General features: G+C 52.8%; 20 protein-coding genes. 7 read left to right on the forward strand and 13 right to left on the reverse strand.

Annotated features, from left to right (window positions below):
* The 3 genes from SACSAC_RS03440 to SACSAC_RS03450 all read right to left on the reverse strand — a co-directional run bounded on the left by SACSAC_RS03440 (position 1) and on the right by SACSAC_RS03450 (position 2489).
* Positions 1–282, reverse strand: coding sequence for a CopG family ribbon-helix-helix protein (locus SACSAC_RS03440; protein ID WP_018975910.1), 282 nt, complete (start codon positions 280–282; stop codon positions 1–3).
* Between the two features lie 147 nt (positions 283–429).
* Entirely contained in the window at positions 430–1653 is a 1224-nt protein-coding gene (gene alr / locus SACSAC_RS03445; RefSeq protein WP_037283513.1) for an alanine racemase, read from the reverse strand.
* Positions 1654–1925: 272 nt separating this feature from the next.
* On the reverse strand, positions 1926–2489 hold the full coding sequence (locus SACSAC_RS03450) for a GbsR/MarR family transcriptional regulator (protein ID WP_037283517.1): 564 nt from the start codon (positions 2487–2489) through the stop codon (positions 1926–1928).
* A 702-nt stretch (positions 2490–3191) separates the two neighbouring features.
* Between SACSAC_RS03450 and SACSAC_RS03460 the strand changes: the two genes are divergently transcribed.
* From SACSAC_RS03460 to SACSAC_RS03470, 3 genes are read left to right on the forward strand one after another with little or no spacing between them, the layout of a single operon-like run.
* Positions 3192–4412 (forward strand): quaternary amine ABC transporter ATP-binding protein, encoded by a 1221-nt coding sequence (locus SACSAC_RS03460; RefSeq protein ID WP_037283524.1) that lies wholly within the window; start codon positions 3192–3194, stop codon positions 4410–4412.
* Positions 4387–5253, forward strand: a complete 867-nt coding sequence (locus SACSAC_RS03465) for an ABC transporter permease (protein ID WP_281175746.1) — start codon at positions 4387–4389, stop codon at positions 5251–5253. The genes SACSAC_RS03460 and SACSAC_RS03465 overlap by 26 nt, the downstream gene beginning before the upstream one ends.
* The gene (locus tag SACSAC_RS03470) at positions 5253–6179 is read left to right on the forward strand and encodes a glycine betaine ABC transporter substrate-binding protein (RefSeq protein ID WP_037283526.1); all 927 of its coding nucleotides are present in this window, start codon (positions 5253–5255) and stop codon (positions 6177–6179) included. Before SACSAC_RS03465 ends, SACSAC_RS03470 begins: the two co-directional genes overlap by 1 nt.
* Positions 6180–6690: 511 nt before the next feature.
* Here SACSAC_RS03470 and SACSAC_RS03475 read toward each other — a convergent pair.
* The 6 genes from SACSAC_RS03475 to SACSAC_RS03500 form a co-directional block, all read right to left on the reverse strand.
* Positions 6691–7332, reverse strand: a complete 642-nt coding sequence (locus tag SACSAC_RS03475) for an NAD(P)-dependent oxidoreductase (RefSeq protein WP_037283527.1) — start codon at positions 7330–7332, stop codon at positions 6691–6693.
* Between the two features lie 203 nt (positions 7333–7535).
* The gene (locus SACSAC_RS03480; RefSeq protein ID WP_037283529.1) at positions 7536–8501 is read right to left on the reverse strand and encodes a 3'-5' exoribonuclease YhaM family protein; all 966 of its coding nucleotides are present in this window, start codon (positions 8499–8501) and stop codon (positions 7536–7538) included.
* A 369-nt stretch (positions 8502–8870) separates the two neighbouring features.
* Positions 8871–9107, reverse strand: a complete 237-nt coding sequence (locus SACSAC_RS03485) for a YkuS family protein (RefSeq protein ID WP_037283531.1) — start codon at positions 9105–9107, stop codon at positions 8871–8873.
* Between the two features lie 168 nt (positions 9108–9275).
* Positions 9276–11669, reverse strand: a complete 2394-nt coding sequence (locus SACSAC_RS03490; protein WP_037283533.1) for a glycoside hydrolase family 31 protein — start codon at positions 11667–11669, stop codon at positions 9276–9278.
* A gap of 169 nt (positions 11670–11838) precedes the next feature.
* Complete coding sequence (gene trxA, locus SACSAC_RS03495; RefSeq protein ID WP_037283535.1) at positions 11839–12153, reverse strand: thioredoxin; 315 nt, start codon at positions 12151–12153, stop codon at positions 11839–11841.
* Between the two features lie 37 nt (positions 12154–12190).
* The gene (locus tag SACSAC_RS03500; RefSeq protein ID WP_037283538.1) at positions 12191–12514 is read right to left on the reverse strand and encodes a thioredoxin family protein; all 324 of its coding nucleotides are present in this window, start codon (positions 12512–12514) and stop codon (positions 12191–12193) included.
* 187 nt (positions 12515–12701) lie between these two features.
* Here SACSAC_RS03500 and SACSAC_RS26740 point away from each other — a divergent pair, with 187 nt between their 5' ends.
* The gene (locus tag SACSAC_RS26740; protein WP_051506828.1) at positions 12702–13382 is read left to right on the forward strand and encodes a GntR family transcriptional regulator; all 681 of its coding nucleotides are present in this window, start codon (positions 12702–12704) and stop codon (positions 13380–13382) included.
* An 8-nt stretch (positions 13383–13390) separates the two neighbouring features.
* Here SACSAC_RS26740 and SACSAC_RS03510 read toward each other — a convergent pair whose 3' ends face one another.
* Entirely contained in the window at positions 13391–14275 is an 885-nt protein-coding gene (locus SACSAC_RS03510; protein WP_245608570.1) for an SDR family oxidoreductase, read from the reverse strand.
* A 155-nt stretch (positions 14276–14430) separates the two neighbouring features.
* On the opposite strand from SACSAC_RS03510, the gene SACSAC_RS03515 reads away from it, so the two are divergent.
* A complete protein-coding gene (locus SACSAC_RS03515; protein ID WP_051506829.1) occupies positions 14431–14787 on the forward strand; it encodes a winged helix-turn-helix transcriptional regulator in 357 nt (118 codons plus the stop codon).
* 127 nt (positions 14788–14914) lie between these two features.
* Here the strand turns inward: SACSAC_RS03515 and SACSAC_RS03520 are convergent, their stop codons facing one another.
* The gene (locus SACSAC_RS03520) at positions 14915–16261 is read right to left on the reverse strand and encodes a 6-phospho-beta-glucosidase (protein WP_037283542.1); all 1347 of its coding nucleotides are present in this window, start codon (positions 16259–16261) and stop codon (positions 14915–14917) included.
* A gap of 182 nt (positions 16262–16443) precedes the next feature.
* Here SACSAC_RS03520 and SACSAC_RS03525 point away from each other — a divergent pair, with 182 nt between their 5' ends.
* Positions 16444–17409 carry a LacI family DNA-binding transcriptional regulator gene (locus tag SACSAC_RS03525; protein WP_037283544.1) on the forward strand — a complete coding sequence of 322 codons (966 nt, stop codon included), beginning with the start codon at positions 16444–16446 and terminating at the stop codon, positions 17407–17409.
* A 92-nt stretch (positions 17410–17501) separates the two neighbouring features.
* Here the strand turns inward: SACSAC_RS03525 and SACSAC_RS03530 are convergent, their stop codons facing one another.
* Both SACSAC_RS03530 and SACSAC_RS03535 read right to left on the reverse strand, forming a co-directional pair.
* A complete protein-coding gene (locus SACSAC_RS03530; protein WP_037283545.1) occupies positions 17502–18623 on the reverse strand; it encodes an alpha/beta hydrolase in 1122 nt (373 codons plus the stop codon).
* A 143-nt stretch (positions 18624–18766) separates the two neighbouring features.
* On the reverse strand, positions 18767–19828 hold the full coding sequence (locus tag SACSAC_RS03535; RefSeq protein WP_037283547.1) for a Gfo/Idh/MocA family protein: 1062 nt from the start codon (positions 19826–19828) through the stop codon (positions 18767–18769).
* Between the two features lie 570 nt (positions 19829–20398).
* Here SACSAC_RS03535 and SACSAC_RS03540 point away from each other — a divergent pair.
* Positions 20399–21838: a 6-phospho-beta-glucosidase gene (locus SACSAC_RS03540; protein WP_037283549.1), complete on the forward strand. Its 1440-nt coding sequence runs from the start codon at positions 20399–20401 to the stop codon at positions 21836–21838.
* Positions 21839–21911 lie beyond the last annotated feature (73 nt).

Consider the following 21911-nt stretch of genomic DNA (forward strand, 5'->3'; position numbering starts at 1 on the left):
TTACACCCCGCTTACTAAGCGAACCAGAGTGATGTCTGCATCTTCCTCCGCATGAAACGCTTCACAGGCCATCGACAAATTGATATGGGCCATTTCCATGTACCCTTGCTGCATCGACTCGCGGATATACCGCTTTTTACGGTCGACCAAATACTGTCTCATTGCCAGTCGAATCAGTTCACTGCGATTGGAATTTTCCAAAGCTGCGATACCATCCACTTCTTGCAGAAGATGATCGGGCAAGCTAATCATCACTCTCTTGGTGCTTTGCAAGTTCGCCACCGTTCTTCCACCCCCATGAGCTTATACCCCGTCAACGGTCCCTTAAAAAACAGCCGTTCATCGGGAACTGTTGAAAAAGCGTATATACGATGCGTATATCACCTGTGCTGCCACCCATTATAGCTTACAAAGTTTCATCCGTACAGCCTATTTCTTCACAATCGGCTCGGAAAAATCATAAAACCCTGTGGGACGGGCGTTTAAAAGGGGGTTCGAGTTTGCAATAATCATGCCTTTTCGAGCATAAATTCGCGGAATTCGATGTGCGAGCATGCACACCACTTCATAGTGGATGGTTCCGAGTTTGTGGGCAATTTCGTCGGCCGTAATGCTAGCGCCGGACTGGCTGCCGAGCAGAACAACCTCCTCGCCTGCTAGAATATCTTCCGCGTCCGCGAAAGACTTGAGCGATACCATACATTGATCCATACAGATTGTTCCGGTAACAGGCACGCGTTGTCCGCGAACCAACACTTCGGCCTTGCCGCCGAGCATACGCGAGTACCCGTCGGCATAACCGATCGGCAGGGTCGCGATGCGTTCGCCCGCTTCCGCCGTATACAGCGAACCGTAACTGATTCCCATCGGTTCTTGCAGGGTTTTCACGAATACGGCGCGGGTCTTGAGCGTAAGCACGGGCTTCAGGGCGACAACGGCGTGATTCACTTCGCAGGAAGGATAAAGACCGTACAGCGCAATCCCGATTCGAACCATCTTTGGGGATAACCCCGGCATGTCGATCGCGGCGGCACTATTGCCGGTATGTATCAACGGGATATCGATCCCTTCCCGAACAAGCGCGTCAACCACGTTCCGGAATGCTTCGTACTGGGTCAACGTATAGGCTTTGTCGACTTCATCCGCTCTGGCAAAGTGCGTAAAAAGCCCTTCGACTTCGATCGTGTCCGCCTCGATCGCCTTCTTCGCAAAAGACACCGCGTCCGTTCCCGCCATGCGGCCCAGACGTCCCATTCCGCTGTCCACTTTGACATGAACTTTCAGGCGGCAACCGGAAGAGGAATGTTCCAGATCCCTCGCTGCTTCCAACACCTCGTCGCTGAACAAAGCCACGGTAATGTCATGCTCCCGCGCAACGGCAAGCCCTTCGGGCGGCGTATAGCCTAATACCAGAATCGGAAGAGTGATGCCCCCGTGACGAAGCTCCAATGCTTCATCCAGAAAAGCCACACTCAAATAGTCGGCGCCCAGGCGCTCCAGTTCACGGCTGACTTCCACGGCGCCGTGTCCGTAGGCATTTGCTTTGACGCAAGCAAGCAGAAGAGTCGAACGATGTAAATGCAAACGAAAAGCCTCGTAGTTGGCGCGAAGTGCGTCCAAATCTACAACGGCTTCGGTAGGACGATACTGCATGGGCAAAACAGCCACCTCTAACGTAAATTTATTAATTCCAGCGTAAACTCGCTAAGCGGGGCTGTCAATGCGGCAGACCAGTCCACATGGGCGAAGAATAGGGCACGAAAAGAAGGCCAGAGAACGAAATCCGCCTACAATCAAAATATTACCCTTGCCGGGTTTTTTAGAAGCGCCGCTTCGCCCCCGGTTCCAAAATTTAAGACGGAAAAATCAAACTTTGATTCCGGGTTCGAAAACGGCGCAGGTTTCGTTCCTTCGCAAACCCGAGACTACTCGGCCTCGCGCGGTACCAGGTCGAAAATCGCACCGTCTTCCATCGTATCGATCAATCGATCCAGCCAACGGTAATAACTGTCGGCTTGGCGAATTTTTTCTCGGTCCTTTTTCAATACGTCCGCTACGAATTCGCTCGTATCCGGCGACTCCAGCAGACGATCAATCTCCTTCATCGCTCTGCGCAACGCCTGAAGATTGCTCTCTACCGCGCGTCTCCACTCATTGGCAAAATAGTCGGTGAACGTCTGATACCAATCATATTCGACTTCATAAAGATCTTTTCTAGATCCTTTTTCCCAGACCTTATTAACCATATTCAAATCAAGCAGCGTGCGTACGCCGGTACTCATGCTGGTTTTGCTCATCTGCATTTCGCTGCCCATTTCGTCGAGAGTCATCGGCTTATCCGCGAAAAAAAGCAATCCGTATAAGTGTCCTGTCGACAATGTTACTCCGTACAGTTCCATGTTGCGCCCGACAACCTCGATTACGCGTTTGCGGATGCGCTGTACGACTTCATGTTCCTTTTCACTCCACTGTGTTTGGTCCAAGCCCATGCCTGAAACCTCCTTAATCTCTTTCCATTCAAACTCGGATATATGAGTCTTCGTGTACATGTTTTGATAGATGTTCAATACGCGTTTCTTCTATATAAAGTAACCCTTATAAGGTTTCGATACGCGCTTCGCGTACGCCTGCTCGGCAGCAGTAAAGCTTGCTGCACGCTAAAAGGCGCGCGAATGGTCATTTTTATTCTAGGAGAACGTCTGTCAATTGTAAAGATTTCAAAACCCGAGCATTTAGGAGGATATGCGAGTATTTTCGACTATAACTTTGTACAGTTTTTTCTGTACGAACTTAACGAACGGATATGAAGGTTGAAAAGAAAAAATTGCTTTGTTACAATTTAGGACGTTGGTATCACGCAGCTCGGTTGGTTCCGGGAGCCTGGCTTTTTGCGTCTTATGCAATCGCCGCTCGCTTCCGAACCGCTTTCTACCATTGGCGTTTTACGCCGCAAGAGGTGTCCAACGGGCATATGCGCAAAGCTTCGAACGACCTGTAACGAATAAAGTTCTATCCACTTGATTGACAAGACAATCTTTTGCAGGTGTCTCTTTTCTTCCATTATAAGAGCGAGAGATACGTTATGATGCTTTGCCCATGTGCCGTACGTCGAAAACCCTGAATCGCGATCCGCATAACAGCTCGTCTTGGATTCAGCATGTTTCGTTAAACAAAAAGAAGGGGTGAACGAAATGCCGATACTCAGTATCCGTAATGTAAGCAAATTGTTCGGACCTAACGCCGCCCAGGGCGTCAAGTTGCTGGAGCAAGGTCAAAACAAACAGCAGTTAGCCAAGGAGAAACAAATCACCGTCGGTGTCAATCGAGTCAACATGGATATCGAACAGGGCGAGATTTTCGTCATCATGGGCTTGTCCGGCAGCGGTAAATCAACGCTTGTCCGCATGTTCAACCGATTGATCGATCCGACTGCGGGGCAAATTCTCGTACATGATAAAGACATCATGAAAATGAACGCCGAACAGCTGCGCCAAGTACGCCGTAAAACGATCAGCATGGTGTTCCAAAAGTTCGCGCTTTTCCCGCACCGCAGCGTGATCGACAACGTCGAATACGGACTGGAAGTGCAAAAAGTCGAAAAATCCAAACGCCGCGAAAAAGCGAAACAGTCGCTTGAACTGGTTGGCCTCAAAGGCTGGGAAGACAAAATGCCGGACGAACTCAGCGGCGGCATGCAGCAGCGCGTCGGCTTGGCCCGCGCACTCGCCAACGATCCGGAAGTGCTGCTGATGGACGAAGCGTTCAGCGCGCTCGATCCGTTGATTCGCCGAGATATGCAAGATGAACTTCTGGATCTGCAAGAGAAAATGAAGAAAACGATCATCTTTATCACGCACGATCTGGACGAAGCTCTTCGCATCGGCGACCGTATCGCGTTGATGAGAGACGGCGAAGTCGTGCAGATCGGTTCCCCGGAAGAAATTCTGATGCAGCCGGCCAACGGTTATGTCGAACGCTTCGTCGAAGACGTCGATCTGTCGAAGGTACTCACCGCTTCGCACGTCATGCGCCGTCCCGAAACGATTACGCCGGATCGCGGTCCTCGCGTTGCGCTGGAGCTGATGCGCGAACGCGGCGTGTCGAATCTGTTCGTTATTGATCGCGGCAAAAAACTGCTCGGCGCCATTACGGCCGAAGACGCTTCGCGCGCCGTTAAAGATAAATTGTCGATTCAAGACATATTGATTCCGGAATGCCCGGTTTGTCCGCCGGACAAACTGATCGGCGAAATGTTCGAACAAAGCAGTACGTCCCCGATCCCGATCTCGGTCGTGGACGAAGAAAATCGCCTGATGGGCGTCGTGGTCAGAGGCAGCCTGTTAGGCGCCATGGCCGGAGGAGCGAATAACGAAGGGGTGAACGCAAATGCTGAACAACTTGATATCGGCTGAGATGCCGAAGCTTCCGATCGCGAGCTGGGTAGATACCGCGGTCGACTGGATGAGCACTAATCTGGAGGGGCTGTTCGAGGGCATTTCCGTCGCGATCGAAAATGTTGTCCAGGCTTTCACTAACGTATTTATGTTCCCTCATCCGATCCTGTTTATTGTCATTTTGGCGGCTATCGCTTACTTGGCCGGCAAATGGAAACTGTCGCTGTTCACGGTTCTCGGCTTCCTGCTGATCTGGAACCTCGGTTACTGGGACGCGACAATGAGTACGCTCGCGCTCGTATTGACCTCCGGGGTGATCTCGATCATCTTCGGGATTCCGATCGGAATCTGGTGCGCGAAAAGCAAAGGCGCATCCAGCGTCATCACGCCTCTGCTGGACTTCATGCAGACGATGCCGGCGTTCGTCTATCTGCTTCCAGCCGTTACGTTCTTCAGTCTCGGCGTCGTTCCGGGCGTTATCGCGTCGATCATCTTCGCGATTCCGCCGACGATCCGCATGACCAATCTGGGCATCAAGCAAGTCTCCGGCGAATTGGTCGAAGCCGCTGACGCGTTCGGTTCGACCGGTGCGCAAAAGCTGTTCAAGGTTCAACTTCCGCTGGCGATGCCGAACATCATGGCAGGCATCAACCAAACGATCATGCTGTCGCTGTCGATGGTCGTAATCGCGTCCATGATCGGCGCGCAAGGTATCGGCGTCGAGGTGTATCGCGCCGTTACGCAATTGCAAATCGGTAAAGGCTTCGAAGCCGGACTTGCCGTAGTCGTACTTGCTATCGTACTTGACCGTCTGTCTCAAAATATTTTCAAACCCGCACAGAAAAGGAGAAATGCATAATGAAAAAGTTCAACTTTGGCACAAAGAAATGGCTCGGAATGACAGGTCTCGCTGCTGTACTGGTACTGGGTGCTTGTTCCTCGGGAGGCGGATCGTCCTCCAACGCGGCAGGTTCCGATGCTTCGCTGGGCGATCAAGTCGGCCATAAGATCATCGGTATCGACCCGGGTGCAGGGATTATGACGGCTACGCAAAAAGCGATCACCGATTACGGCCTGAGCGACTGGAACCTGGTCGAAGGTTCCGGCGCAGCCATGACGGCTACGCTTGATAAAGCCATCAAAAAAGAAGATCCGATCGTGATCACAGGCTGGACACCGCACTGGATGTTCTCCAAATACGATCTGAAATATCTGGAAGATCCGAAGAAATCGTACGGCGAAGCCGAAGAAATCCACACGATCGCGCGTCTCGGCCTTAAAGACGATCAACCGGAAGCTTATCAATTCCTGAGCAACTTCCAATGGACCGAAGAGGAAATGGGCGAGATCATGATCGCGATCCAAGACGGTACTGCTCCTGAAAAAGCGGCGACTGACTTCATCGCGGCTCACCCGGACCGCGTAACGGAATGGACGGACGGCATCACTCCGGTCAGCGGCAAAGAAATCACGCTGGCTTACGTAGCTTGGGACTCGGAAATCGCCAGCTTCAATCTGGTGCAACAAATCATGCAAGAAAAACTCGGCTTTAAAGTCAACGGCCTGCAAGTCGATGCCGGCCCAATGTGGCTGGGCGTAGCCCAAGGCGACGCCGATGCCAGCCTCGCTGCATGGCTGCCGCTGACTCACGCCGACTACTTGAGCCAGTACGAAGGCAAAATCGAAGACCTCGGCGCCAACATGACCGGCGTCAAAACCGGCCTCGTCGTTCCGGCTTACGTGGACGCGAATTCGATCGAAGACCTCGTCACTGCTGCCGAGTAACACCAACTTGTTTTTCTTGAGAAGCGACCCTCATCATGAGGGTCGTTTTTTTGTAGTTCCTGTTCGTGGGGAGGCAGCGCGGGGGCGGCTCCGGCATGGGGTTCGTTTCGGTCGCGTGTTGCATTTGGGAAGCTGGATTGGATTTTACAAAGGAAGCTTCCCAAATGCAAAGGCGAACGTTATCACTCCTACACTGAACCCCATGCCTCCGCCTTAGCGCTGCCTGCCTACTCAAGGCAACTTCAAAAAAAGATAGAGTAGTAAAAAAACAAAAAAACGCGATCTGGTTAGAGATCGCGTCGGGCCTTTATCTTTTATATTATTCCCAAAAAAGGCGTAGCCGCTTTGACAGCGCTAGCGAAGGAGGGAATTCAGTGTAGGAGTGATAACGTTCGCCTTTGAACTGGGGAAGCTTCCTTTATAAAATCCAATCCAGCTTCCCAAGTTCAACACGCGACCGAAACGAATTTCCTCCGAAGCGCCCCCAGCTGTCATCGCCCCACCCAACAGCTTAGGCTTTTTCCCCCACAACACTAAAGCGCGCGTTCACGTGTTTACCGTTTTCGATCTCGTCGACGATCGCGATCGCGTAGTCCGGGTAGCTGATGTAGCTGTCGCCTGCGGCGTTGACGGTCAGCACTTCGCCTGCGGCTTGGTAGCTGCCGGTTTTTGCGCCGTCGGCGTCAAAGAAAGCGGCCGGGCTGACAAAAGTCCATTGGATGCCTTCGGAAGCTTGAAGGTCTTTCAGGTTTTGGGTTTGATTCGAAGCGGTGGGTTTGTACAGATCCGGGAAGTCCGGCGTATCGATCAGACGAGTCGTTTGCGCTTCGTCCACGAACAGGCTGCCTGCGCCGCCGACTACGATCAGACGCGATTCAGGAGCACCCTTGAACGCTTCGATCAATTTGCGACCGGCTTCGACGTGACCCGCTTCTTGACCCGGAGGCATGCTGATCGCGTTAACCACGGCATCGAAGCCTTTCACGTCTTCAGTGGTCAGGCTTAATACGTCTTTTTGTACAGCGGTTACGCCTTCTTCGTTGAACTTGGACGCGTCGCGCACGAACGCCGTAACCTCATGACCGCGTTCTTTCGCTTCTTTGACGATCAGATTGCCTGCTTTGCCCGTAGCGCCGATAACTGCGATTTTCATAAGTAAAACCTCCATTGGGATTTAGATTGCGATGCGCGTCTCGCCTTTGATAAGAAGAAAAGCAGCGAGATCGTCACATCGGTTTATTTGTAACCATTATAGTTACATTAGATTGATTTTGTCAACCCTCTTTTCGAAAATCAAAAAAAGCAGCCTTTCCGCCAACGATTCATTCGTCGCGAAAGACTGCTTTTCCCTTCATCCTATACCTGATCCTTCGGCCCGCGGTATAGCGCTTTGCCTTCCAGCACGCGCAGCGGAACGGTCCATTCTTCATTGTCCGGCATCATATCGAGCGCATCTTCCGCAGCTTGGAGCTTAGCGTCCAACTGGTCGATGTAATGCAGCGCGATCGCTTCAGCCGTCTGAGGCTGCACCGGGCTGCCCCACTCGCCCTTATTATGATGCGCCAATACCAAATGCTGCATCAAAATGACTTTTTCCGATGCGGGATCAAGTTCCAGCTTGATCGCCGCTTCCGTAATCCACGTCGAAGCCAACGCCAAATGGCCGATCAGTTTACCGGTAAAGCTATATTCGGACACGACCCCGAGCTCGGCGGTCATTTCTTCCGTTTTGGCGATGTCGTGCAAAATAATTCCCGCCAACAACATGTCGCGATTCAGGAACGGACGCTGTTTGCAGATGAACTCAGCCAACTCCAGCATACGTACCGTGTGATAAGCCAAACCTGCGTAAAAGGCATGGTGCATCCCTTTTGCCGCCGGATAATGCATCAGCTTGTCGCCGACCTTTTCCACGCAGTAATCGACAATGCGGCGCAGATCCGTATCCGCAATCCCCGCTGCCGTCGTTTTGATCGTATACACCAGATCGTTCGGCGGCACCGGAGCAGAACGAATAAAGTCGGTTAACGTATATCCGTCTTCCGGATCGGCAGCGCGCAGCTTAGTGACTTTGAATTGCGGCTTTTCTCTATATTTCTGTACGAGCCCGCGCACTTTAACGAGCATCGGCGCGAAAAACGTCTCCTTATCCAATGTGCTGACATCCCACATTTTCGCCGGAATTTCGCCGCTCGCATCGGCTAGCACGAGGTCAAAATAATCCTTCGGCGGCGTAGAGTTTGTTTGCTTCAGGTCGGCTGATTTTAACAGGTAAAATCCTGTAATGTCGTCACCTTCGATAAATTCCTTAATTGTTTTCATCGTTCCTCCATACGGTTCGTTCAATCTTCGATCCCTCCGGGCAAGAAGATTAAAAGAACCCGCGCTAAGCGATTGTAGTTAGATGGTGCATTGTGGTTGGATGGTGCATTGTGGTTGGATGTTGCTTTTAGATCTTGCTTTATAGTTAGGCATTCTTTTGAACTTACGCAATCCTTCCTTCTATTATATAGCGTAAATCCCCAGGAACAAAATACGAACAATCATATTGTCCCCTCTGTATATCCTCTCTATGCAAAAAAACTCCGCCACAGGCGACCCGAGTAGACTCAGACCGTTCTGCCGCGGAGCTATGGATCCAGGAATACGCGCTTCAAGTTTCCCGGATCTTTTTAAACAATTCCAAAACCGTTACGCTCCGCTCAAGCTCTGCTCGACGCGTGCCAAAACGTCGTTGATCGAGAGCCCTTCAATGCTGATCACCGGAAAATCGAATTGGTCGGTATTGCCGTCGTTCAGCGCACGCACCACGCCGAGATCGAATCCGCTGATGTTTTCATCGCTCTCAAACAACTCCACTTCGTATCCTTTTTCCTCAAGAGCTTCTTTCACGTCTGCAAACGGTTGTTCCACTGCAATCTTGGCCATGGTCGGCACCTCCGGTGTATGAGTGAGCTAGACACGAAAAGCTTCCGCGTCTTCCGTCATCCATTTCCCCGTTTTGCCTTGCACTGAAACCGAGAGAGCGGCCATATTGCTGCACTTTTCCCTCAAGATTCATCATCCGAAAAGAAAATCGCCGGATTGAATCTCTGTTCAATATCGCGTGGCGCGATCTGGCTGGACGTTCAACCGAACCTCTCCGCCGCTTGCCGATATGCTAAACGTCGTATTGCCGTCCTCGGTCTCGAACTCGATCGGCTGTCCGTCCGACGTAACGGATGAAGCAACAACCCCATGCACGGCAACCCGAATCAGGCTGTACCCTTCCGCATAACCGGCATGGACTTTTTCCAAGTTAAGCACAAGACCGTCGTCCTTCACTTCCTGCGCAAACCGGAATTCGTTATATCCTCCGTCCCGATACGCGTAGCTTTCCCCGTCATCTTCGAAGTGCGTGTACTCGCCGCTGCCCGGATACACGTAAAGCAGCAGTTCATCGACCTTCCGCTCGCCGACATAACGTCGATCCGGATAAGCCGGCAGCAGCGTTCCCGCACGCACGTAGATCGGGCAGACGTCCAGCGGCGCTTCGGCCAGAATCGTCCGCCCGCCTTCCAGACGTTCTCCGGTGCGATCATCGAACCAGACGCCTTCCGGCAAATACACGCCGCGATGCCGCTTCCCTTGCTCCACGACGGGCGCGACCAACAATCGGCTGCCGAACAAGAACTGATCGTCGATCTCATGCACATTTGGATCTTGCGGATATTCCAAAACAAGCGGACGCAAAGGCGCCAGTCCTGTTTGTTCCGCTTCGCGCATCAGATCATACAGATACGGCAGCAGCCGATAACGCAGCTTCATGGCCTGACGATACGCATCCAGCGTCTCTTCGTCGTACGCCCACGGTTCCTGATCCCGCGTGCCGATAGCCGTATGGTTGCGGAACAGCGGGCTGAATGCGCCCACCTGTACCCAACGCACCAACAATTCCGGCGTGCAGTCGTGCGAGAAACCGCCGACGTCGCAGCCGCTGAACGCAAAACCGCTCAGACCCAGACTGGTAAGCTGCGGAATCGAAAGGCGAAGATGTTCCCAGAAGCTCTGATTGTCGCCGGTCCACACCGTCGAATACTTTTGCGTTCCCGCATAAGCCGCTCTGGTAATGACGAAAGGCCGTTTCCCCGTTGCGTTCAACAGGCCGTCGAACGTCGACTTGGACATCAGATGACCGTAAACGTTATGAATTTCGCGATGATCCGCCGGGCGGCCGTCGTTCTTGAACTGTACGTCGTCCGGCAGCGGCCCCGTGAAGCTCGCCGGTTCGTTCATATCGTTCCAGATTCCTGCCACGCCCGCGTCCAGCATGATCTTCTGGTTATCCGCCCACCATTTGCGTACCGGCTCGTCCGAAAAGTCCGGATACACCGAATCGCCCGGCCATACCGTATTCACGTAAGTCACGCCGTCTTTGTCGGTCGCGTAATAACCTTTTTCCAACCCTTCATCGTAAATGGAGTAGCCTTTGTCCTTTTTCACGCCGGGATCGATGATCGTCACCAGCTTGATGCCCATATCGCGCAGTCTTGCCGCAAGCGCCGCCGGATCAGGGAAGCGTTCCTTGTCCCAGGTGAACACGCGATACCCGTCCATATAGTCGATATCCAGATGGATCGCGTCCAGCGGCAGATCGTGTTCCCGGAACTTTTCCGCGACTTCGAGCACTCTCGACTCCGGCGCGTACGACCATCTGGACTGATGCGCGCCGAGCGTCCAGAGCTGCGGCAGCGGCGTGCGTCCGGTGAGTGCGGTATAGCGGGTCACGACGTCTTTTACGCCGGGGCCCTGAATGAAGTAATAATCCAGATTGCCGCCGTCGGCGCCGAAGTAGTAATACGCCGAATTTTCTTTGCCGAGATCGAAGAACGTTTTGAAAGGATTATCGAAAAACAGTCCGTACGCCGCCCGCTCTTTCAAAGTGATAAAGAACGGAATGCTTTTGTACAGCGCTTTATGGCTCTCGACATGCGGCGACGGATCATCGGTGTTCCACATTTCGTATTCGTAGCCTCGTTTGTTCAAAGGCCCTGTTTTATCGCCGAGTCCGTAGAACTTTTCTTCGCCTTCCATCGCTTTCAATACTTCGATCTTGTGATGGCCGCTCGTGCGCATCGCTTCGTGACCCTCGCCCTCCGCGATGCTCACGTTGCCCCGACGCAGGAACGGATCCCGGCCGCCTCGGTAATCCAGACATAGCGGCGTTCCGGCAGCATCGTAAATATCCACGTAAAAATGATCGTATACGCGCACCGTCAACTTTTCCGTCGAGATCTCCAACTGTCCTTCGCGTTCGCTGACCCGGTAATCGCATGCCTCGAAAGCCGGATTCGGCTGCTCGACCGCACGCGATTCCGGTTCCTGCGTATGCAGCGGCGCGAATACATGAATGATCCAAGGATTGATAATCTCGATCCAACCTTCGCCACCCTCGTATTGAACCGTGACTCGGCGACCTTCTTTTTCGTACCCCGTTCGTTTACCCCACATGCTTGACGTCCTCCTTCGGCGGAATGTCTTGCTGGTTATGTATTAACCTTGACGGATGGGGAAAGCGATGTCAAATTCGTTCTCTCGATCCTTTGTACTGTTAACCAATAAAAAAGACGTCACGGCCTGAGCTTCAGACCATGACGCTTTTCCTTTTAACAACGACCGCTTAGCGATGCTTCTCGATCAACTGCTTCAGCGCCGCTTTGCTTTGTACGCCGACTACGCCTTCGACAGGCTGGCCGTCTTTGAACAGCACCAGCGTCGGAATGCTTTTTACGCCGATGGCGTCCGAAATCTGCGGGTTCTCGTCGACGTTCAGTTTGGCGATTTTGGCGGAGCCTGCGAGCTCGCCGTCCAATTCATCCAGAATCGGAGCGATCGTGCGGCAAGGGCCGCACCAAGGTGCCCAAAAGTCTACCAGCGTTAATCCGTTTTGAATATCGTTCATGAACGTTTGATCCGATGTATGTGTAACCGCCATGTTCAATTCCTCCTAATAGGTATTCAAATCAATTTGCTTACGCATAGTGTTCAACAATACGATCCAACTTCTCTTGCAGCAAGCCGAAGCGCACAAACCGATCTTCCCGCAAAAACTCTTTGCCGTCGATCAACAGAAGCATGATCGGAGCGGCCAAAATCAGAAAGCGTTCCGCGACTTCTTCAACCTCGGTCGCATCGAGATGCGCGAAACGGATCGAAGAATAGTCGTTCAGCAGTTCCCGAAGCTTCGGCAGCAGCGCATGGCAGGTACTGCAATCCGGCGTCGATACGTATAAAAAGCTTAAACCCGAACTTTCTGCGAATCTATCGACTTCGTTGATTGTAGTCAATTCCTGCATGGGCCTTATTCCGATCCTCCTTATCACTGTTAACTATAGAATTCAATTAACTAGTTAAATAATCATTTGTACATAAAGAATAATCAGTTTTACCCGACTTGTCAAGAGAGGCTTGATTTTTGATGTGTTCTTTTTTAAGCTTAAGTTATCTAAATCAATAGGCAATCAAGAAAGTAGGTTGTACCGCATGGAAAATTCGGGTGCCTTGTTCAATGTCGATACGCGTTCCCCGCTCCCTATTCATGTCCAAATCAAAGAACAAATCAAATGGTTGATTGGAAAGGAATTGCTCAAACCGGGCGATCCTCTTCCTTCAACCAATCAATTGGCCGATCAGTTATCCATCAACCGAAACACGATCCAGAGCGTGTATGCTCAATTGAAGGAAGACGGGTTGCTGCTCATGCAAAAAGGACGCGGAACCCGGGTGGCCGACGAGCGGCAGATCGAACGGTTCAAAAGGGATCATCCCCATTTCGCTTTTACGGAAAAAATGATTGAAGAAGCCCGAAAAGAGAATCTCGCGCTGGACGATCTTCTGCTTTCGGGCTTCGCGTATGTGCAGCTGTTCGGCGAACGTCAACAACGCAAGCCCCGCTACTTGTTTATCGAGTGCAAAGACAGCTCTTGCATCTTCTATCTGGACGAAATCAAACGATTGACTTCCGCCGACGTTCAAAGCTTGGATATCTCCTCGTTATCGGAAGAAGACGCTATTCGGGCGATCGGCGCGGCGGACGTGATCGTCACTAGGTCGGATCTGGCCGAAAAGCTGCAAAAATTCGCCGACGAAGCCGGAAAAACGATTATAACCGTAGGTTCCACCCGCGATGTGCCTTTGCTGCTTAACCTTGTCCGGCATTCGTGAACGTCGACTTAGCCTTTGAATGCCGACAAAATGTCCGGTTTGCGAATCCAATCCGCAACGGGAGTCAGTTTCAACAGAGAGCGGGTATCGCGATCGGCTTCGTTTTTAAGCACCAAACTGTCGATTTCGGAGCCGATCCAGCGGTAAAATCCGGTTACGCCCGCTGCCGTTTCCGCGCTCATCACGGCAGATAACCCGGCTTCGAAATGTTCGTAAGGCAGCGAAAGGAAAGAAATCTCGCGTCCCGACGCTTCGCTGAAACGCGCTGCCAACTCGATGCCTGTCAATGCTTCGCCGCCGCTCGCGTGCAGCGTTCGACCCGCCAGCTCGGCATGGCTCAACGCGTACGCATGATACTGCGCCGCGTCTTCGGAGCTGATCCAAGCGATCGGCTTGTCGGCGGGAATCGGGTAAGCCAACGCTTCTTGACCCACCACTCCCGGAATCAGCAGGTTTTCCAGATACAACGTAGGTTTAACGACAATCCAAGGAATGCCGCTTGCTTTGACCTGCTCGATCATTTGCAACTTGATATCCAGACTCTCCGAACCCGACTTTTCTTCCGGCAAAAAGCCGTTGCTGTTGACGACGATCAGTTTGACGCCTGCACGTTTGGCCGCTTCGACCGTATTTGCCGCGTAAGCCGACAGATTGGAAACATCGAATTCGATCGGCAGGTTCAGAAAGACTTTGTCTACGCCGGCATGAGCTTCGATCAGCGTATCCGGATCATCCATGTTGCCGATCCAAGCCTCGATTCCTTGCCGACGCAAAGCCTCGGCTTTTTGCTCGCTGCGCGTTACCGTTCTTACTCCGAATCCTTGTTCGATCAACAAACGCGCGACGGCTCCGCCTTGAACGCCGGATGCTCCGTATACCAAAACTTGTTCCATATGATCCATGCTCCTTATCCTGATTCGAAATTCGCTCGCTGTCTTCTCGAACGTTGAACTTATCATATGAAACTCCCAAACTTTATGTAAGTACGCACTTTGAAGATATCAGGTATCCTTCGGGATACTAAAACGCGAGGAAAGGACTGAATGCGATGAACGAAATAAAGCTGCTTCCTCCCGAATCGTGCGGCGTCTGCCCTGTGGAAGTTGCCGTCAATCTGATCGGAGGCAAGTGGAAGATCCTGATTCTATACCGGCTGCTCCGTCAAGATACGGTTCGCTTCAACGAACTGCAACGCTCGCTCGGAAACGTTACGCAACGAACCTTGACCCGGCAGCTGCGCGAATTGGAAGCCGACGGGCTCGTAAATCGGACCGCTTACGCGGAAATGCCCCCAAGGGTCGAGTATTCGCTGACGGAAAAAGGAACCAGCCTGACCCCGATTCTTCTTCAACTTCAAGACTGGGGCCTTGAGCATATGAACGGGACGCCGGTTTCGCGCGCTTGATTCCGGAAAACCCGGCCGATTCGCGCGCTTTCCGCTCGCCGATCGGACAAATCGAAAACCTTTCCCGCGTTTTCAGGAAAGGTTTTTGGCGGATGCATTTACTTTTCGAGAACCGGCACGATCACGATCAGTCGCCTACCGGGGCAAGCTCTTTGCTGAAGAACTGCGGCAAATAGGCCTTATGCGCTTCCAACAGTTCGTCCAGCACGACCTTGGCGATGTCGCCGCTGGTGACGAGCGGGTTCAACGTGAATGCTTGAAGCGCCGTCGCGTAATCGCCGGTGACTGCGGCTTCGACGGTCAGTTCCTCCATCGCCTTCATGACTTGGAGCAGACCGCGTTGAGCGGGCGGGAATGCGCCGAAGTGGACAGGCTCTGCGCCGTGCGCGGTGATGAGGCTGGTGACTTCGACGGCGCTGTCGTACGGCAGGTCGCTGACGGAGCCGCGGTTGCGGGTGTTGACGACCATCTGCGTGCCTTTGTTGTTATAGATGGAATTGATGATCTCGCAGGCCGCGTCGCTGTAGTAAGCGCCGCCGCGTTGTTCCAATTCTTTCGGCTTATAATCAAGATTCGGGTCTTTGTACAATTCGAACAGGCTTTCTTCCAGCTTCTTGACGACTTGGCCGCGCGTGCCTTCATGCTGCGCTTCTTCCAGTTCCTCTTGCAGCATATTGCCGGTCATGTAGTAGTAGCGGTGGTACGGGCAAGGCAGCATGCCCAGTTGAGCGATCTGGTCGGACAGGAAACGCATATCGCGGATGTTTTCGACGATCTTGCCCGGATCGGCGTCCGGTCCGTATAGCTTGTCGATCAGCTCTGCCGTCACTTCGCCGCCGTCTTTGTCGTATACGCGGTGCCAGTGCAAATGGTTGATGCCCGCGAATTTGAAGAACAGGTCTTTCTCTTCTTTTTGCAGCAGCGCGGATTCTGTTTTGACCGCCATGACCGGAACATTGCACAGGCCGATGACTTTTTCCCATTGTCCGTAACGCAGTACAGCCTCCGTCACCATGCCGGCCGGATTCGTGAAGTTAATCAGCCAGGCGTTCGGACACAGTTCTTTCATATCCTCGACGATGCCCAGCACGACCGGGATGGTACGGAACGCTTTCAACATGCCGCCCGCGCCGTTCGTTTCTTGTCCGATCATGCCGTGTTTCAGCGGAATCGCTTCGTCCTTAATGCGTGCTTGCAGCAAGCCTACACGGAATTGGGTCGTCACGAAGTCCGCGTCTTGCAGGGCGTGGCGACGGTCTAACGTCAGATGCACGTCGCAGTCGATGCCGGCCGCTTTGACCATCCGTTTTGCCATTTCGCCTACGATCTCCAGCTTTTCCTTGCCTGCTTCGATATCCACCAGCCACAGCTCGCGTACGGGCAGCTCGGCATGTCGTTTGATAAACCCTTCGATCAATTCCGGCGTATAGCTTGATCCTCCGCCAATGGTAACGATCTTCAGTCCTTTTTTCATCGCAAATGCCTCCTGAATTTAAATTTTAGTCGGTGATGAACTTCATGTTTTCACCTTAATTTATGTAATGCATTACAGGTCAAGCCCTTTTTTAAAGCGGTTTCAGAAAAGCAGTTGGAAGAAAAAGCGCCTGACGCGAGCCTGAACCGGGTGTGGTATGCTTAACCGAGAGGTGAAATCCCATGACAAATATTCGTGAAATCGCGCGATTGGCCGGCGTATCCACGGCGACGGTATCGCGCGTGATCAACGATCACCCTTACGTCAATGAAGAAAAAAGACAAAAAGTATTGGAGATCATTCGCCGGTTGGACTATGTGCCGAACTCCAGTGCCACATCCCTCAAAAAAGGCATGACTCGAATCGTCGGAGTCGTGAGCGGAGCGTATACCACATCGTCGACGCCGTTCATTCAGGCCTTCAACATTATCGCGCAGCAGCACGGCTTTCATGTCATGCTGTTTCTTACCGATAACGACTGCGGCAAAGAGCTGGTCGCCTTGGAAATGCTGCGCAGCAAACAGTTGGACGCGCTCGTCTGCCTGCATCGCGCCAACGAATGGCCGATCATCGAATCGTATACCAAATACGGACCGATCGTGACTTGGCAGCGACTGGTCAGCGAGCATATTCCGTCGGTATTCATGGATCAATACCAAGGATATATGCTAGGCTTGGAGCACCTGTATGCCCGCGGGTATCGGCGCATCATGAACGTATATTCGTCAAAAGGGCTGAACACGCCGCAGCGCATGCGGGCCTACGATGACTTTTCGAAAAAATATCGGCTAGATGACAGCGGCTTCCCGGATCTGCACGGAAAAGTCTCGATTACGGACGGCGAACATATTGCGCGGTGGTGGCTGGAACAGACCGACAAGCCGGATGCGATCGCCTGCTCCAACGACGACGTCGCCGCCGGACTGCTAACCGAACTCAAACGCGCAGGCGTATCGATTCCGGGAGAAGTCGCAATCATGGGTTTCGACAATAACAACCTGGCTCGGCTGCTCGATCTGACGACCGTGCATTATCCGTCCGATCAGCAAGCCGAGAATGCTTTTGCCATCCTGCTTGATCGGCTAGGCCAACAAGCGCCGCCGCTGCATACGTTGGAATTCGAGCTGATCGAACGGGCTTCCACCTGACGTACGATCCAACCGAATCAGACAAAAAAACGGAGACCCCTATCGTCGGGATTCTCCGTTTTGCCGTTGGATGCCGCAATGGCCGTATTCGCTTATAACGCTTTGATCGCTTCCGCGATCTCGATGCACAAATCTTCGGCTTGCGCCACATGCCCCAGCTTGTCCATGAAAGCATGCGTCATGCCTTTGTAGCGCAGGCATTTCACTTCTACGCCCGCTTGCGCGAGCTGCTCGGCATAAAATTCCGTTTGCACTCTCAAGCCGTCGAACTCCGCTCCGACCACCAGCGCCCGGGGAAGTCCGGCATGCGAATCGGCCAGCATCGGGCTGACGTAAGGGTTGTCGATTTCTTTGCCGTCAGGCAGATAAAGCATGGCTACCGGATCGTCTTGCAGCTTTTTCGGTTTGCCCAACGCCAGCAATCCGCCTCGAAGAATGCCTTCGTGTTCCGGCGCGGTATCGAAAAATTCTTCTTTCCATTCGTAGCCTTCCGCAGCGGCATCCCCCATGACCACGCACGGATAGATCAGAACTTGCAGCGCGATTCTCGGCGATCCTTCGTCGCGCGCTTTCAGAGCCACGGCCGCCGCGTAATTGCCGCCCGCGCTGTCTCCGCCGACGGCGATCCGCTCCGGATCGATTCCGTAAGCCTCGGCGTGATCGCATATATGTTTGACCGCATTGAAATTATCGTTCAAGCCGTGCGGAAAAGGCTTCTCCGGCGCCAACGAATAATCGACGTTGAACACGACGGCGTCCGCCAGTTCGGCGATCAGCCTGCAAATATTCTCTACCGTATACACGCTGCCGCCGATCCAACCGCCGCCGTGGAAAAAGACCAGCGCGGGACGTTTAGCATTTCCGTTCGATTTTCTCGGATAATGACGCCACAGTCCTACTTGATTGCCGCTTCCCGTCAATTCTTCGTAACGGGTATGGATCTCGACGGTGTTCAAATTATAGTTGGGAAAACCCATGCTTTCGCGTATGGCGGGCAGCATGACTTCGATCGGCGGCATTTCGGCAGGCTGTTCTTCCGGATTGTTCGCCTTGCCCGCCCAGTGTTCGTTCAGCGAAGCGAATTCCGCCGGATCGAGATAACCAGGGCGGTCTTCGCCGGGGCTTGGTTTGACGATGATTTCGATACTTTTTCCCGGCAGCACGGAACTCCCGGTTCGCAGTCGGTCGAGATGTTCAAGCGGATATTTTCTCATCGGACGATGTTCCTCCCAAGCGGCCAAGCCGCGAATTTGAAGATCTCGGTGGATGTCCGCCCCGTTAAGCTGACCGGACCGATCCGCCGTCGATGCCGCGAATACGTCTTTTTTCGAAAAGCGTCGCTTTGTTGAGTCCGTTCTTAGAACTCCCGCACGATAACCGCGTTCTTCTCCGCCGATTCGAAAATCGTTTCGATCAGCGTCAATACGCGGTGTACTTCATGGTTCGGCACCGCCTGCTGGGAAGCGCCATGCAGCGTCGATACGAGATTCGTATAGAAGCCGTCCGACAAGTCCTCCACCTTCTCGATCGGACGGCGGATGGTCGATTCCTCGGAAGGCGGCGCCATCGTTTTGGTCAATCCTTTTCCCGCCTGGATCGGTGTCGGCTCGACATGTTCGACTTCGCGGTTGCGCGTTACGATCTCCCCGCTCAGATCCCAATCGCAGATCACCGCCGTGCCTTCCGTTCCTTTGACGTACCAGCGGGGCAGCTTGATATAGTTGGTCGTGCCCACTTCGATCACGGCGGTCAGCCCGTCCTTGAACTTGATCGTGGTCGTAAAGCCGTCATCGACTTCGGTTCCCAAAATATAGCTCAGATCGGCGTGAACGCTCTCGATCTTGCTGTCGGTGAGCAGCAGAAGTTGATCGAGCAGATGCACGCCCCAATCCAGCAGCATGCCGCCGCCGTAAGCCTTGAGCTGACGCCAGTCGCCCGGAATGCCGTTCGCGCCCTGCACGCGGGATTCCAGATGGAACACGTCGCCGACTTTTTTCTGCGACATCAGGTCTTTGATGATCAGGAAATCTTCGTCCCAACGACGGTTTTGGTGCACGGTGAACAGACGCTGCGCTTTTTCCGCTGCTTCCGTGATTTCGATCAGCTCCGCGCCCGTAACGGTAACCGGCTTTTCGCAGATCACATGTTTGCCGGCTTGCAGCGCTTGGATCGCCAGTTCTTTATGTACGTCGTTCGGCGTCGCGATCAATACCACGTCGACTTCTTCGTCGCCCAGCACATCTTCGAAACTGTCATACGTCCGAAAGCCCCGGCTGCTCGCCAGTTCCATCCGGTATTCGATCGGATCGTATGCGCCGCGCACGACGATACCTTCCGCTTGTTCGACCAATTGCCCGTGGTAACTACCCATTCCGCCAAATCCGACAATGACAAGCTGAAGCGTTTTTTCATTATTCATCTGCTAGTCTTCCCTTCTTTTATACCCCTACAGTTTAGAAGTTTACTCACAACCCTTAATATAAAGGACCGAATCAAGAAAGCGTTAGCATTTTTTGAGCGTTTTGTGAAAGTATAACCCTTGTAAATAAAAGCAGAATGCTTTTCAGCTTGTCGAAAAAGCCCAACGTAGCTGGAAGCGAGAAGACGGAGAGAAAAATTCAGTGAAAGACGCCTTTGAACTTGGAAAACCACATCTTAAATTTCAATCCAGTTTTCCAAGTGAGACAGCGGATTGAACGAATTTTTCTCGTAGTCTTTTCGCTTCCCCCGCCAACGTAAATTTTTCGAAAACCTGAAAAGCATGAAGCTTTTATTTCTTTTTGAATTTGACATTTGTCTCGACAATCTTTAGAGTTGAGGTTGAAAGCACGACTTTGATCAACTGCATATTCATTCACGGGATGTTACCATTTGGGCATAACCTGAGCTGACCTGAACTGCGTTTATATGCAGCCGGGTTGGTTCGGGTTTTTTATTTGCCTAAACAGGCGTTTATCCTATTCATCCATCATTCGGGAGGAGAAATAACATGACTAACTATGCATTCCCAAAAGATTTTCTGTGGGGCGGCGCGATTGCGGCGAATCAGGCTGAAGGAGCTTATCTGGACGGGGGCAAAGGATTGACGGTCGTCGATTTGCTGCCGACCGGCGACAAACGCCGCGCGATCATGAAAGGCGACGTGCCTTCCCTGACTCCGATCGAAGGCGAATTTTATCCGTCGCACGAAGCGATCGACTTTTATAACCGTTACAAGGAAGACATCGCGTTGTTTGCCGAAATGGGCTTCAAATCGCTGCGCGTCTCGATTGCTTGGGCGCGTATTTTCCCGACGGGAGAAGAAGCGGCGCCGAACGAGGAAGGTCTGCAATTTTACGACAATCTGTTCGATGAACTGATCAAGAACGGGATCGAGCCTGTTGTCACTCTCGCCCACTTCGACGTTCCGGTACACTTGGTCGAAAAATACGGCAGTTGGCGTCACCGCAAGCTGGTCGGCCTGTTCGAGACGTATGCGAAGACGGTTCTTGAGCGCTACAAAAACAAGGTTAAATACTGGATGACGTTCAACGAGATCAATATGCTGCTGCATCTGCCGTTCCTCGGCGCGGGTCTCGTTTTCGAAGAAGGCGACAACGCGGAGCAGATCAAATACCAAGCGGCTCACCACCAGCTCGTCGCGAGCGCTTTGGCGGTTAAAGCCTGCCATGAGATTGCGCCGGACGCGATCATCGGCTGCATGTTGGCGGCGGGCAGCTTCTATCCGTTCACTTGCAACCCGGAAGACGTGTATCAAGGGATGGAAAAAGACCGCGAATCGTACTTCTTCATCGACGTGCAATCGCGCGGCGAATATCCGGGTTACGCGAAGCGTTTCTTCCGCGATCATAACCTGGATATCGCGATGGAAGACGGCGACGCCGAGATTCTGAAAAACAACACCGTCGACTACATCGGCTTCAGCTACTACTCTAGCCGAACGACGAGCACCGATCCCGAAATCAACAAAAACATGACCAGCGGCAACGTGTTCGGTTCGGTTGCCAACCCTTATCTCGCAAAATCCGAATGGGGCTGGACGGTCGATCCGCTCGGCATGCGCATCACGGCCAACCAACTGCACGACCGTTACCAAAAACCTTTGTTCGTCGTGGAAAACGGCTTCGGCGCGCATGACGAGCCGCAAGAAGACGGCAGCATCAACGACGATTACCGCATCGACTACCTGAAACGCCATATCGCCGCCATGGGCGAAGCGATTCAGGACGGCGTCAACATCCTCGGCTACACCTGCTGGGGCCCGATCGATATCGTCAGCGCGTCTTCCGGCGAAATGCGCAAACGCTACGGCTATATTTACGTCGATCGCGACAACGCGGGCGAAGGTACGCTTGCACGCTCCAAGAAGAAAAGCTTCAACTGGTACAAGACCGTTATCGCAAGCGATGGTACGGATCTGGAAGGTTAATCCTTCTGTTTAAGCTTCCAGGCTATAGGGTGATTAGGTTCGATTCCGTCAAGGGATCGGGCCTTTTTCCATT

It is taken from the genome of Saccharibacillus sacchari DSM 19268 (genome assembly GCF_000585395.1).
In the GTDB taxonomy this organism is placed as follows: domain Bacteria; phylum Bacillota; class Bacilli; order Paenibacillales; family Paenibacillaceae; genus Saccharibacillus; species Saccharibacillus sacchari.

What these genes read in the sequence shown, in the direction of transcription:
- alr (WP_037283513.1), bottom strand. Translation starts at nt 1,653, where the DNA reads ATGCAGTATCGTCCTACCGAAGCCGTTGTAGATTTGGACGCACTTCGC.
- SACSAC_RS03510 (WP_245608570.1), bottom strand. Translation starts at nt 14,275, where the DNA reads ATGGAACAAGTTTTGGTATACGGAGCATCCGGCGTTCAAGGCGGAGCC.
- SACSAC_RS03490 (WP_037283533.1), bottom strand. Translation starts at nt 11,669, where the DNA reads ATGTGGGGTAAACGAACGGGGTACGAAAAAGAAGGTCGCCGAGTCACG.
- SACSAC_RS03530 (WP_037283545.1), bottom strand. Translation starts at nt 18,623, where the DNA reads ATGAGAAAATATCCGCTTGAACATCTCGACCGACTGCGAACCGGGAGT.
- SACSAC_RS03485 (WP_037283531.1), bottom strand. Translation starts at nt 9,107, where the DNA reads ATGGCCAAGATTGCAGTGGAACAACCGTTTGCAGACGTGAAAGAAGCT.
- SACSAC_RS03470 (WP_037283526.1), top strand. Translation starts at nt 5,253, where the DNA reads ATGAAAAAGTTCAACTTTGGCACAAAGAAATGGCTCGGAATGACAGGT.
- SACSAC_RS03500 (WP_037283538.1), bottom strand. Translation starts at nt 12,514, where the DNA reads ATGCAGGAATTGACTACAATCAACGAAGTCGATAGATTCGCAGAAAGT.
- SACSAC_RS03480 (WP_037283529.1), bottom strand. Translation starts at nt 8,501, where the DNA reads ATGAAAACAATTAAGGAATTTATCGAAGGTGACGACATTACAGGATTT.
- SACSAC_RS03475 (WP_037283527.1), bottom strand. Translation starts at nt 7,332, where the DNA reads ATGAAAATCGCAGTTATCGGCGCTACGGGCAAAGCAGGCAATCTGATC.
- trxA (WP_037283535.1), bottom strand. Translation starts at nt 12,153, where the DNA reads ATGGCGGTTACACATACATCGGATCAAACGTTCATGAACGATATTCAA.
- SACSAC_RS03535 (WP_037283547.1), bottom strand. Translation starts at nt 19,828, where the DNA reads ATGAATAATGAAAAAACGCTTCAGCTTGTCATTGTCGGATTTGGCGGA.
- SACSAC_RS03460 (WP_037283524.1), top strand. Translation starts at nt 3,192, where the DNA reads ATGCCGATACTCAGTATCCGTAATGTAAGCAAATTGTTCGGACCTAAC.
- SACSAC_RS03525 (WP_037283544.1), top strand. Translation starts at nt 16,444, where the DNA reads ATGACAAATATTCGTGAAATCGCGCGATTGGCCGGCGTATCCACGGCG.
- SACSAC_RS03450 (WP_037283517.1), bottom strand. Translation starts at nt 2,489, where the DNA reads ATGGGCTTGGACCAAACACAGTGGAGTGAAAAGGAACATGAAGTCGTA.
- SACSAC_RS03520 (WP_037283542.1), bottom strand. Translation starts at nt 16,261, where the DNA reads ATGAAAAAAGGACTGAAGATCGTTACCATTGGCGGAGGATCAAGCTAT.
- SACSAC_RS03540 (WP_037283549.1), top strand. Translation starts at nt 20,399, where the DNA reads ATGACTAACTATGCATTCCCAAAAGATTTTCTGTGGGGCGGCGCGATT.
- SACSAC_RS26740 (WP_051506828.1), top strand. Translation starts at nt 12,702, where the DNA reads ATGGAAAATTCGGGTGCCTTGTTCAATGTCGATACGCGTTCCCCGCTC.
- SACSAC_RS03465 (WP_281175746.1), top strand. Translation starts at nt 4,387, where the DNA reads ATGCTGAACAACTTGATATCGGCTGAGATGCCGAAGCTTCCGATCGCG.
- SACSAC_RS03515 (WP_051506829.1), top strand. Translation starts at nt 14,431, where the DNA reads ATGAACGAAATAAAGCTGCTTCCTCCCGAATCGTGCGGCGTCTGCCCT.